The organism is Parasphingorhabdus litoris DSM 22379 (assembly GCF_020906275.1).
Lineage (GTDB): Bacteria > Pseudomonadota > Alphaproteobacteria > Sphingomonadales > Sphingomonadaceae > Parasphingorhabdus > Parasphingorhabdus litoris.
The window spans coordinates 2972065-2984503 of record NZ_CP086727.1 but is presented as its reverse complement, the minus strand read 5'-3'; the positions used below and the strand labels follow the sequence as shown (position 1 = coordinate 2984503).

Genomic DNA, 12439 nt, shown 5'->3' with positions numbered 1-12439 from the left:
GTCCAAATTTCGTTTCTCATTAGCGTTCATGCTGCTGATATTCCAGATAATCATCAATTCCTGTTCATGCTTCTGATTCTTCCTCCTGCGGTCGGTCTGCCAGCGCTGCGTTAAGCTCTGATCCAATCACCATGCCAAGACCAATAAGGTAGAAGAAAATCAAGGTGATCATAACACCGGCTAAACTGCCATAAGTGAGTTGGTAATTTGCAGCATATTTCAGGAAAAGCGGTAGAAATCCGGTTATAAGTAGCCACCAGCCACTAATGAACACGGCACCCGGCCATTTTGGATAAGCGCGCGGCCGATATTGGCGGGGGGTTAGCAGGCGGAATAACAGATAGAGCGTAATGAAAAGGATCAAGAAAGGCAGAACATTGGAAAGGGAAAACCAGGTAGTGCTTTCTTCCAGATCCGGGAAATATCCGCCAAGGAACTCACTAATACCGGCCACAACAAACTGCGCACTGAGCGCAAGCATTGCGAAAAAAACCGAAAGGATGATGAGACCGATGGAGGTCAGGCGATATTCCCAAAAGGCTCGCTGGGCCGTCACACCATAAGCACGATGGAGGATTTCGCGGATCGTTTCGATCAAGCTCGCGGTGGTCCAAAGACCAACCGCGGCGCTGAACCACAGTAGAGGCCCGGTTCGTGCGCCCATCGCATCCTGGATCGGGTCGTGTAATGCGCTTGCAACAGAAGGCGGAACGGTTCTGAGAAAGGCTTCGACAAAATCGATGCCAATGGCGGTCTGGCCGATGCTGCCAGCGATGGCGGCTGCGACAATGAAGAAGGAAAATACCGCTAATAGAGCGAGATAGGCGAAGTTTCCGGCAAAGGTGAAGCCGTCCGTATAGACGCCCACGGCCGTTCGCTCGATGACCGAAATGATCCGGCGCGGCAAATGGCCTTCAGCCAGTGTTCTCGCTGCTCGCTCAGTTTTCCGTCCTGGCCGTGACGGCTCCTCGCGCCTCGCTTCGGGGGAAAGAGGCGAAGAATCAGACATGAAGCCGTTCAGCCAAAATTACACACCCATATCGGCACGGGGATTGTCGTCATTGTCCCAGTCTTTCACAAACTCGGAGAGCTTTTCATTATCCTTAGGCAAGGTGATCATGAGCGTGACGAGCTGATCGCCGCGCCCGCTAGTTTTCTTGTGAAAGCCTTTATTTTTGAGGCGAAGTGTTTTTCCGGAATCGGATCCAGCGGGAATTGAAAGCATGACCGGGCCATCGACGGTCGGAACTTTGATTTTTGCGCCTTCAACCGCTTCTTTCAGGCTGATCGGCAGCTCTAGTGTCACATTGTCGCCATCGCGTTCGTAAAAGGGGTGGCTGTTGATGTGGATTGTGACAATTGCATCGCCATTGCCGCCTGGACCTTGCCGTCCCTTGCCGCCAAGCCGCATTTGCGTGCCTTCTTCGACGCCTTTGGGCAGGCTCAGGTCAATCGTCTTGCCGTCTTCGAGGGTTATCCGCTGTTTTTCGAGTGTTGCAGCTGCAATAAACTCCACTTTCAATCGATAGGAAACATTGGCTCCCTTTGGTGGCGGCGCACTGCGCTGGCGGGAGCCGAATGGATTGGAACTGCGTCCGCCACCGCCAAACAACCCTTCAAAAATATCGCCAAAATCCGTGCCGCTATTACCAAAATCAAATTGCTGGCCACCGGCGCCGCGCGAATAGGCACCGCCTTGCCCACCAGCAAAGCCAAATCCTGCGGGATTGCCATCGGCATCAATCTCACCGCGATCAAATTGCGCGCGCTTGTCCTTGTCCAGCAGGAGATCATAAGCCTTGGTGACGTCGGAAAAGCGCTCCGTCGCCTTGGGGTTGTCTTTGTTGCGATCAGGATGGAGTTCTTTGGCAAGCTTGCGATAGGCGCTTTTAATCTCCTTCTCGCTGGCTCCTTTGGCCACGCCCAATGCCTGATACGGATCTGCCATTACTCTACCTTTTCAATTCCTTATCTCTTTTCAAGATTGGAACTATGACTCTTTAATTCAACTCAGTGTCTTATTGAGGTACTACGGCATCCGCAACTTTATTATGACGCGTAAAGCGTAGCAGCAGATAGAGCACCAGACCCAATGGTCCCAGCATCAATACGAAAAATAATATGGGAACCTGAATCCATCGCGCAAATCCGTATTGATCCGCATTGCGCGCAACCCACATACCGACAAACAAATCAAAGGCAAGAAAATGGATCCAGCCAATGGTCGCACCGCCATCGCTGGATAATAGAGCCTGAACCCCTGCTAAGCTGCTGAAACTTCCATCGTTGCTGCCACCTTCTATCATTCCGGTCATCAGCGGGATGACGATAAGGGCATAGGTGAGGGCGAGCAAGCTGACCCCACCGTAAAAAACACCCTTCATCACAATTTCGCGCCGTGGTGCAAAAGCCAGGATCAGCCACATCAGCAAGGCCCAGTTGTTGGTGATTGTGAATATGAGTTCCCAGTTCATAATGTTTTCCCCTCATCCTTTGCGAGCGGGTTAGCATGAAAATGACTTCGGGGCTATTTTCTGCGCTGTTGTGCGGGAACAAATACCAGCCAAAACGCAATGTTCCAATAGGTTAAGGCCTTGATGCTTGACAGCAGAGCGGGTCTATAGGGTATAGAACAAAGCATGAACATTAGTGATTCTCTGTGCTCAGTAGGTTTGAATGGAGCGGATGCCTTGCGGCTATCTTCTGCGTCTTGCTTGGGTGAGAATATCAAAGAAGAGAATACTATCCTGTTGGGAGCCGAACGTCTTGATCATGCGCTGCAGCAAGGATTGCCCAGAGCGGCTTTGCACGAAGTGCAAGCCGCTTTGAAAGCCGATATGCCGTGTGCATCGGCATTTTGTTCCCTTCTTGCCGAACGTTGCAGATTATCGGGGGCAACGGCAGATAGTCCCATATTATGGGTTGATGAAAAACAATCTCAAAGATGTCGGAACCTGCTCTATCCTCCTGGTTTGGTCGAGCTGGGTATTGACCCTAATCAGATAATATATGCCACGGCAGCTAATATAATCACTGTGCTAAGAACGGCGGCCGATGCTGTTCGGTCTCATGCTGTGGCTGCAGTGATACTCTCACTTTCCGGTAAAAACCCCCGTGGTCTGGATTTGACGGCCACGCGCCGTTTGTCTCTTTTTGCGCGGGAAAGCGGTGTGACTGTCTTTCTGTTACGCGACACGCTCTCTTCGCTCCCGACGGCGGCCTATAGTCGCTGGCAAGTCTCATCCGCACCCTCGCGGCCGTTGGAAGCAAATGCCCCCGGCCATCCTGCTTTTGATGTGAAATTGCTGCGCCACAGGCGCGGGATAGAAGGGCTTTCAAGCCGATTGGAATGGAATCGTGACAGTAGAATATTCGCGGAACAGGCGCCGGATACTCGCCCTGTTCCTGCCGTTTCTGTCTTCGGAACGGATTATCAGGAACAGCGCAGGCGCGCTTGATAGAACAAACATGCGGCCTTTTGCGCTCGTGGAAAAAAGCCGCGGGGCGCTCATCTTGGCAGCGCTCGACCGGCAGGCGCAGGAACATGGGCTTCATGTCGCTATGTCTCTAGCGGATGCGCGCGCGCGGGTGCCAGAACTGCTCATATTCGATCATGACGAGGATGCTGACGAACAGTTGCTTGCAAAGCTTGCCGAGGCCTGTGAGCGCTATACGCCGATGGTCGCGCTGCATCTGCCACAATCGCTGATCCTTGATGTATCAGGCTGTGTACATCTGTTCGGTAATGAGCGGACATTGGTGCAGGATATTGAGGATCGTTTTGATGGTGCTGGTTTGTCTGTGCAATGGGCTCTCGCCGGAACGGTTGATGCTGCGCTGGCGCTTGCCCGCTTTGGTCTGAAAGAAGGGGCCGAGACGCAACTACCTGTGGGCGCCCTCGATATGAACGAGAGAACGCATAAGGCGCTCGAACGGGCCGGACTATATCATATCGGAGATTTGGCTAGCCGTGCGCGGGCCCCACTGGCCGCACGTTTCGGGGCTGAACTGGTATTGAAACTGGAACGTTTGCTGGGCCAGGAGGATCGCCCTGTCAATCCAAAGCGGAAAATAGCTGCGATCATTGTTGATCGGCGTTTTGCGGAACCGATGGGGCATATTGATACAGCATTATTGTGCCTGCATGAGCTGTTTATCGAAGCCGCGCAGATGTTGGAGGAAAGAGAGCAAGGTGCCCGCAGAATAAAGATGCAGCTTTTTCGCTGCGACGGCCATATTGCGAATCTCGCGATTGAAACGGGTGCGCCGACCCGAGAAGATAAGCTGTTTCGGCGCTTGCTGAATGAACGGATTGACGCGCTGAACGATCCGCTTGATCCCGGTTTTGGTTATGACCTGGTGCGTTTGTCCGTTGCCGCTACAGAGCCTTTAAGCGCCAAACAAACTGATATTAGTGGCGAACGCGACAAGGCGTCGGATGAAGCTGCTTTACTCAGTCAACTTAGCATTCGTTTGGGAAGGCAAGATGTGAAGCGTTTCGAGCCCGCGAATAGCTATATTCCGGAACATAGCCTGCATGCCCGTGCAGCACTGGATTACAAGGGTGCTGTCATATGGGATCAACCGAAATCAGGTGCACCGCCGGTTCGGCCACTGTTCCTGTTCGATCCACCGCAGCATATTAAGGTGATGGCCGAAGTGCCGGATGGTCCGCCACGTCGCTTCATATGGAAACACGATACCTATAATGTCACGCGTGCCGAAGGGCCGGAACGTATCGCATCGACATGGTGGCGCAAGCGGCAGGGGCATTTGCCGGGCAAAGCCGGTTTGACCCGTGATTATTACCGCGTAGAGGATAGCGAAGGCCGGCGTTATTGGCTGTTCCGTTACGGGCTATACGGCACCGAAAAGGCCCAACCCGACTGGTATATTCACGGTAGCTTTGCATGACAGTTTTTGCCGAACTGGTTGCTGCAACACATTACAGCTTTCTGCGCGGTGCCTCTTCGCCTGCGGACATGGTGCTGCAGGCCATGAAGCTGGGCATGAACGGGCTGGGCATTGCCGACAGAAACAGCGTGGCCGGTGTCGTGCGTGCACATGTGGCGCTACGTCAGATGCGGGAAGATGCGGCTGAAGAGGGCGTGGAGCTTCCGCCCTTCCACCTGATCGTCGGTGCGCGCTTATGTTTTATCGACGAAATGCCAGACATCATCGCTTATCCGGTCAACCGCAAAGGCTGGGGGCGTCTGACGCGGCTGCTTTCTACCGGCAATTTGCGCACGGAGAAGGGCGCTTGCCATCTCATGCTTGGCGATCTCTTGAACTTCCATCAGGACATGCAGTTTATCGCCATGGCCAGCGAAGAAGAGCTCAAACTTTTGCAGCCTCTGATAGATGTCGCACCCGGCCGATTATGGGCCGGTGTGACCATGCCGCGTGATGGCGCAGATCGTCGCTATCTTGCGAGATTGGAGAAAGAGGCGGGGCGGCTGCATTTGCCCCTGCTGGCCACGAATGCGCCGCTATTTGCAACCCCTGATCAGCGCCCGTTGAGTGATATACTGACATGCATATCCGAAAAAACGACGATCCGCGAAGCTGGTCGCTTGCTTGCCAAAAATGCCGAAGCGCATCTGAAACCGCCCCAGGAAATGGCACGATTATTTGCCGACTGCCCACAGGCCATAGAGGAAACGCAGCATTTCCTGTCCGGCATTGAATTCTCGCTGGATGAGCTAAGCTATCATTATCCCGACGAACCAGTACCGGAAGGGTGGACACCGCAAGGCTGGCTGGAACATCTTACCCGAGCAGCGGCGGAAAAGGCGTATCCAGACGGGGTTCCGCGTAAGCTATCTGACAAGCTGAACGAAGAATTGGAGCTGATCGGGAAGCTTGAATATGCACCATATTTTCTGACGGTTCATGATATTGTCCGCCATGCGCGATCCAAAGATATTCTCTGCCAGGGCCGCGGCAGTGCCGCCAATAGCGTTGTATGCTATTTGCTTGGCATTACCGCAGTTGATCCGATTAGGCATGATCTGCTTTTCTCCCGTTTCATCTCTCGGGAGCGCAAGGAACCGCCAGATATTGATGTGGATTTCGAGCATGAGCGCCGCGAGGAAATCATTCAGTATATCTATGATCGCTATGGCCGCAGCCGCGCCGCCATAGCGGCAACGGTCGTCCACTATCGATCACGCAGCGCCATTCGCGAAGTAGGTAAGGCGCTCGGCCTGTCGGAAGATATTACCAGCCGTTTGTCGAGTACTGTTTGGGGCAGTTGGTCGACCAAGGACCCGGACAAGCGCTTCGGGGAAACCGGGCTGGACCCGGAAAATGCCGAGATCGCGCGTCTCGGCGCGCTTGTGCAACAGATACTCGAGTTTCCCCGGCACTTGTCCCAGCATGTGGGCGGCTTTGTGCTAACGCAGGACCGGCTCGATGAAACCGTACCTATTCATAATGCTGCGATGGAAGATCGCACGTTCATCGAATGGGACAAGGATGACATTGATGCGCTGGGCCTGATGAAAGTTGATGTCCTGGCGCTTGGCATGCTCACCTGCATTCGCAAATGCTTTGATATGATGCGGGCATATGATCTGGGCGACTATGAACTTGCGACTGTTCCAGTCGACGATCCGGCCACGTATGATATGCTGTGCAAGGGGGATAGTGTCGGCGTGTTTCAGGTCGAAAGCCGGGCGCAGATGAATATGCTGCCGCGCCTTCGTCCGCGTGAATTTTATGACCTTGTCATTCAGGTCGCAATTGTGCGGCCCGGCCCGATTGAAGGAGACATGGTGCACCCCTATTTGCGCCGCCGTTCCGGTGTTGAGAAGACTGACTATCCTTCACCCTCTTCGCCGCATGATCCCGATGAACTGAAAGGGGTGTTAGGGCGCACTTTTGGTGTGCCGCTGTTTCAGGAACAGGCGATGAAGCTGGCCATTGTCGCCGCTGATTTTTCATCCAGCGACGCCAACAAACTGCGCCGCGCGATGGCGACCTTTCGTAATGTTGGGACGATCCATCATTTCCAGGCGAAGATGATCGAAGGCATGGTCGCGCGCGGCTATGAACGGGAGTTTGCTGAACGCTGCTATAATCAGATACAGGGATTCGGCAGCTATGGCTTCCCGGAAAGCCATGCCCAGTCTTTTGCCATATTGGTTTACATATCCTCCTGGATCAAATGCCATCACCCTGCCGTTTTTGCAGCCGCCTTGTTAAATTCGCAGCCCATGGGATTTTATGCGCCGGCACAAATTATCCGCGATGCGCGCGAACATGATGTCGAGGTGCGCAGCATCGATATCAATTACAGCGATTGGGATAATATATTGGAAGAGCGCCGCGATGGCGGTCATGCTCTGCGCATGGGGCTACGACAAATTGACGGTTTTCGCGATACATGGGCCGAGCAGATGATCACTTGCCGACCTTTTGCATCGATTGAAGAGCTGGCCCATGATGCGAAATTACCGCAACGTGCCCTGCAAATGCTTGCGGATGCGGATGGGTGTCGGTCGATCGGACTGGACCGTCGGCAAGCCCTGTGGGAGGTGCGCCGTACGCCAAGCGAAACATTGCCATTATTCGCTGCTGCCGATGCAAGAGAGCTTGCCCGAGAGGAAGACGTGCAGCTTCCCGATATGACCAGAAGAGAGCATGTCATTACCGATTACCAGACAACGCGATTGTCGCTAAAAGGCCATCCGATGGAATTTTTGCGAGACGCGTTTCATCAAGAAAAAGTGCTGCGCTGCGCTGATGTCGCCCATGGCAAAAACGGTTCGATCGCGGAAGTCGCAGGGATAGTGCTGATCCGTCAACGTCCCGGCAAAGGTAACGCTATATTTGTGACTCTGGAAGATGAAACGGGCATTGCCAATATCCTGATCTGGGCACGATTGTTTGAACGTTATCGCCGCCCGATCATGGCTGCGCGCCTGATGAAAGTCCGTGGCGAAATACAGAAAAGCAAGGAAGGCGTGATCCATATCATCGCCAGTCATGTGCAAGATTATACCTATCGTCTCGACAGTATTGCTACGGCTGAGCCGGGTATAGAGGCGCGCGATAATGAGCCTGCAATCGCAGCCAATCGCGGCCACCCCCGCAATGTACGTATCCTACCCGGATCACGCGATTTCCATTGAGGGTGTTTTGTCGATCGTCGCGGTTAAACGTCCATTCTATGCCAAGGACACAAAACCGAAGTTGGCTGTTTCTATTCCCGTTAAGCTTACCGCAACGAGGATACGAATTTCAAAACACAAGTCTTTCGCGCTCCTCATTGCCCTGATAGAGCGAGCGTCATGACCCATGATCCATTTCCCCTGTTCGATAGCTGGTTCAAAGAAGCCCGCGAGACGGAATCTAATGATAGCAATGCGATGACCATCGCAACCGCAGATGCAAATGGGCAACCGGCCGCGCGGATGGTGCTGTTAAAGGGGCATGACCGCAACGGTTTTGTCTTCTACACCAATCAGGAAAGTCGCAAGGCCGCTGATATTGCCGCCAATCCGAAAGCGGCGATCCTGTTCCACTGGAAAAGCCTGCGCCGGCAAATTCGTATTGAAGGGCCCTTATCGACCGTTTCCGATGCAACCGCCGATGCCTATTTCGCCACGCGCAGCCGGGATTCGCAGCTCGGTGCCTGGGCATCGGACCAATCGCGGCCGCTTGATACGCGTGCAACTTTTGAAGCGCGGTTTGAGGAAGTGAAAGCGCGTTTCGATGGACTGGACGTGCCGCGCCCGCCGCATTGGTCCGGCTATCGATTGACGCCGGAGCGCTTTGAATTTTGGCAGGACCGCGAGCACCGGCTGCACGAACGACGTGTCTTCGTTCGTGCAGATGGTGGGAATGGCGATGATTGGACGGAAGGAATGCTCTACCCATGACGCAGGAAAACGGGATATTACCCTATTATCATGTCGATGCCTTTGCGGATCGGCCCTTTACCGGCAATCAGGCGGCGGTGATGCCGCTCGAAAGCTGGCTCGATGATGATGTCCTACAGGCCATTGGTGAAGAGAATAACTTCGCCGAAACCGCCTTTTACCTGCCCGACGCGACGGGTGAGGCGGATTACGAACTGCGCTGGTTCACGCCATCAGTGGAAATTGCTTTGTGCGGACATGCAACGCTGGCCAGCGGGCATATTATATTGTCGCAAAATCCGGATAAGGATCAGGTCACGTTTCGCACGCGGCAAGCCGGAATATTGCAGATGGTCCGGGAAAGGGAGGGCTATGCGCTCGACCTTCCGGCCTATCCGCCGGCGCCCAAAAAGCGGCCGGATATCGTTGCCCTGATTGGCGGGAGCCCGGTTGAGACACAATTTCATGAAGGTCGCTATAATGTCATCCGCTATGCAACTGCTGATGAGGTGTTGGCGCTCAAGCCTGATATGAAGGCGCTGGCGGCATTGGGGAATGAACAGTTTATCTGCACCGCACCAGGTAAGGATACCGATGTGCTCAGCCGCGTCTTTGTGCCTGGTGCGGGAGTCGATGAAGATAGTGTGACGGGGTCAGCGCATGCGGTGCTGACGCCCTATTGGGCGGGGCAATTGGGCCGCGATAGCTTCACCGCCTACCAGGCCAGCGACCGCGGCGGTTATGTTCATTGCCGGTTTGATGAGGATCCGGATAATCCCCGGGCATGGCTCGGCGGCAAATGTGTGACCGTGGTTGAGGGGCTGTTTCGGTTGTAGCGCGTTCCCGTGCCGCCGTCAGTCGGTTGGAAACATTGCTACGATCCGGCCGATCTGATCGCTCATCGGACGCAAGACATTATCCTGTGTCTTGCCGAGCCGCACGACCGTAAGCTTCTGGTCCGGCGAAACGACGATCTGTTGTCCGAGATGGCCCAGAGCCGCAAACACTGTGTCGGGCGCCATGTCGGGAAAAAGAACCTGATTGCGGCCTTCCGGGCGTTTCTTGTTCAGCCAGATATGGCCGCCATAAGCCGGATCATTAGCTGATGATGTCCGCATGAACTGAACCCAGCTGACGGGGAGATGCTGCGCGCCTTTGCGGGCGCCATTGTTGCGGAGAAACTCGCCAAATGTGGCATAATCACGGGCGCTGGCCTGAATGATGCTGCCGCCGAGGAAGGTGCCATTGGCATCAAACTCAAAATAGGTTCCGTCCATGCCCAATGGCTCAAGCAACCGGCCCCGAATGAAACGCATGGCCGCGTTCCGCCGCACTTCTGGGTCGGTGCTGTTGGTCAGTGTTCGAGTGATGATGTCGGCCAGGATCATGCTGGTCGCCGTGCTATATTCGAACTTTGCGCCGGGCTCTGCTTCCATCGGGCGCGCCTCGGCATAGCCAGCCACATTGGATGCGCCATCGAGGAACAGCATGCGGTTGGTGTCTGCCTCAAACACCGTCGCTCCGCCTTCTTCGGGTACTTCGGTATGATCAAGGCCTGATGACATATGGATTAACTGGCGCAAAGTGATGTCGCCGCGCGGATCGCCGGGCCGCTGCCAGGCAGGGACCGGGGCCGGATCATCAAGCACCAGCCGTCCGTCCGCAACCAGAAAGCCGATCAACGCACCGGTAAAGGATTTCGCCATCGACCAACTGATAAAGCGTGTATCTTCGTCATAGTCTTCGCCATAGCGTTCTGCGATAATCTTGCCGCGATACATGATTAGCAACGCACGGGTCTCCGCCATGGCAGGATCATCGAAGAGCGGCGAAATCGCAGCGTCCAGCCGAGCTTTTGGGATTGGGCTGGCATCCGATATATAAGCCAGCTCTTCGGCAGTTTTGGGTGGTGGTGCAGCAGGCTCATCACTGGCACCACAGCCAGAAAGGGCAAGTGCAAGAGCAGACAGGGCGGCGATTTTAATCTTGTGCATCAACATGCGTTGCACCAATAAGTGCAGCTATGGCAACTGTAAATAATACCGAATCCGCTTCCCAGCCCAAAAGTCGTAAAGGCCGGGTGGCCTTATATATATTAGCACTGTTCTTGCTGATCCTAGCCGCTGTCTTTGCCTATAATTATAGCTTTATCAAAGGACAGCTTGGCATCGGAACGGCCTATGGGGCCCGTGTCGCCTGTTCTTGTCACTATGTTGGTGGGCGTGATCTGACCGACTGCGAAAAGGATTTTGAACCCGGCATGGAAGTGATCAGCTTATCGTTGGATGACGAGAAACGCCATGTCACCGCATCGGTTCCTTTGCTCGCATCGGCGACAGCCGAGTTTCGCGAAGGCTGGGGCTGTGTAATCCTGACCGAGGCCGAAGCCGATTAGGCAGTGCGTCAGGCCGTGGCAGCGGCTAACCATTGTTGGGAAACCGCACCGGTTTTCTCAATCCAGCCGCCGCCAAGAACGCGATCCTTATGATAGAAGACCGCTGCCTGTCCCGGGGACACGCCATATTCGGGATTGTGGAAGCGTAGCGTATCGCCTTCCAGCCGGGCATGAGTAGGCTTGGCCATGGAGCGGACTTTGACCTGCATGGGTCCTTCAAAGTCGCCGCCAATCCAGTTGATATCGCGTAAGGTCGCAGACGCTACCGCCAAAGCCTGTTTCGGCCCGACAAAGACGCGTTTGGTTTCCGGTTCCAGGCGAATGACATAAAGCGGCTCGGCCTGTCCGCCAATCTCCAGTCCCTTGCGCTGACCGACTGTATAATGGATCAGGCCCTTGTGCCGGCCCATGACGGTGCCATCGATATGGACAATCTCGCCATCGTCGTCGGCTTCGGGGCGGAGCTTGCGCACGACCTTGGCATAGTCGCCATCCGGTACGAAGCAGATATCCTGACTATCCGGTTTGAAGGCGACGGCTAGGCCCATGTCTTTCGCAATCTCGCGCACTTCATCTTTAGGCATGTCGCCCAGCGGGAAGCGGAGATAGTCGAGCTGGTCCTGTGTCGTGGCGAACAAGAAATAGCTCTGGTCGCGGGCAGGATCCATCGCCCGGTGCAGCTCGGAACCATGTTCGCCCATCACGCGCCGGACATAGTGGCCGGTGGCGAGGCAATCCGCTCCCAGTTCACGGGACAGATTTAAAAGGTCGGTAAATTTCACGCCCATATTACATTGCACGCAGGGGATGGGCGTACGCCCGGCCATATATTCGTCGGCGAAGACATCCATGACCGATTCCTGAAAGCGGCTGGCATGATCAAAGACATAATGCGCAATGCCGAGCTTTTCAGCGACCTGACGTGCATCGCGAATATCCTGTCCCGCGCAGCAGCTGCCAGCACGGCCCACCGCTTCGCCATGATCATAGAGCTGCAGCGTGATGCCGATCGTCTCCGCACCGGTGCGTGCAGCCAGCGCGGCGACAACGCTCGAATCGACGCCGCCGGACATCGCAACGACGATGCGTTTGCCCATCAGATCGTCCCCGAGCTGAAATTCATTGTTGATTCGGTTTGCCATATCGCCACGTCCTTTAACGATGAACCGTGTACAGCGCC

The 12439-nt window shown here is 54.8% G+C and carries 11 protein-coding genes; 6 read left to right on the top strand and 5 right to left on the bottom strand.

Annotated features, from left to right (window positions below; translation table 11 throughout):
• Nucleotides 1-64: 64 nt before the first annotated feature.
• The 3 genes from BS29_RS14490 to BS29_RS14480 all read right to left on the bottom strand — a co-directional run bounded on the left by BS29_RS14490 (nt 65) and on the right by BS29_RS14480 (nt 2474).
• Nucleotides 65-1009, bottom strand: coding sequence for a YihY/virulence factor BrkB family protein (locus tag BS29_RS14490; protein WP_229954350.1), 945 nt, complete (start codon nt 1007-1009; stop codon nt 65-67).
• An 18-nt stretch (nt 1010-1027) separates the two neighbouring features.
• Nucleotides 1028-1948 (bottom strand): DnaJ C-terminal domain-containing protein, encoded by a 921-nt coding sequence (locus tag BS29_RS14485; RefSeq protein ID WP_229954349.1) that lies wholly within the window; start codon nt 1946-1948, stop codon nt 1028-1030.
• Between the two features lie 70 nt (nt 1949-2018).
• A complete protein-coding gene (locus tag BS29_RS14480; protein ID WP_229954348.1) occupies nt 2019-2474 on the bottom strand; it encodes an ABA4-like family protein in 456 nt (151 codons plus the stop codon).
• Nucleotides 2475-2639: 165 nt separating this feature from the next.
• On the opposite strand from BS29_RS14480, the gene BS29_RS14475 reads away from it, so the two are divergent.
• The 5 genes from BS29_RS14475 to BS29_RS14455 all read left to right on the top strand — a co-directional run bounded on the left by BS29_RS14475 (nt 2640) and on the right by BS29_RS14455 (nt 9700).
• Nucleotides 2640-3458, top strand: coding sequence for an ImuA family protein (locus BS29_RS14475; protein ID WP_229954347.1), 819 nt, complete (start codon nt 2640-2642; stop codon nt 3456-3458).
• On the top strand, nt 3358-4914 hold the full coding sequence (locus tag BS29_RS14470; protein WP_229954346.1) for a Y-family DNA polymerase: 1557 nt from the start codon (nt 3358-3360) through the stop codon (nt 4912-4914). The genes BS29_RS14475 and BS29_RS14470 overlap by 101 nt, the downstream gene beginning before the upstream one ends.
• Nucleotides 4911-8135 (top strand): error-prone DNA polymerase, encoded by a 3225-nt coding sequence (locus BS29_RS14465; protein WP_229954345.1) that lies wholly within the window; start codon nt 4911-4913, stop codon nt 8133-8135. The genes BS29_RS14470 and BS29_RS14465 overlap by 4 nt, the downstream gene beginning before the upstream one ends.
• A gap of 159 nt (nt 8136-8294) precedes the next feature.
• A complete protein-coding gene (pdxH, locus tag BS29_RS14460) occupies nt 8295-8885 on the top strand; it encodes a pyridoxamine 5'-phosphate oxidase (protein WP_229954344.1) in 591 nt (196 codons plus the stop codon).
• On the top strand, nt 8882-9700 hold the full coding sequence (locus BS29_RS14455; RefSeq protein WP_229954343.1) for a PhzF family phenazine biosynthesis protein: 819 nt from the start codon (nt 8882-8884) through the stop codon (nt 9698-9700). Before pdxH ends, BS29_RS14455 begins: the two co-directional genes overlap by 4 nt.
• Nucleotides 9701-9718: 18 nt before the next feature.
• On the opposite strand, the gene BS29_RS14450 is transcribed toward BS29_RS14455, so the two are convergent.
• Nucleotides 9719-10858, bottom strand: a complete 1140-nt coding sequence (locus BS29_RS14450; protein WP_229954342.1) for a serine hydrolase domain-containing protein — start codon at nt 10856-10858, stop codon at nt 9719-9721.
• 29 nt (nt 10859-10887) lie between these two features.
• Here BS29_RS14450 and BS29_RS14445 point away from each other — a divergent pair, with 29 nt between their 5' ends.
• Nucleotides 10888-11259, top strand: a complete 372-nt coding sequence (locus BS29_RS14445; protein WP_229954341.1) for a hypothetical protein — start codon at nt 10888-10890, stop codon at nt 11257-11259.
• Nucleotides 11260-11267: 8 nt separating this feature from the next.
• On the opposite strand, the gene mnmA is transcribed toward BS29_RS14445, so the two are convergent.
• Entirely contained in the window at nt 11268-12401 is a 1134-nt protein-coding gene (gene mnmA / locus BS29_RS14440) for a tRNA 2-thiouridine(34) synthase MnmA (RefSeq protein ID WP_229954340.1), read from the bottom strand.
• Nucleotides 12402-12439 lie beyond the last annotated feature (38 nt).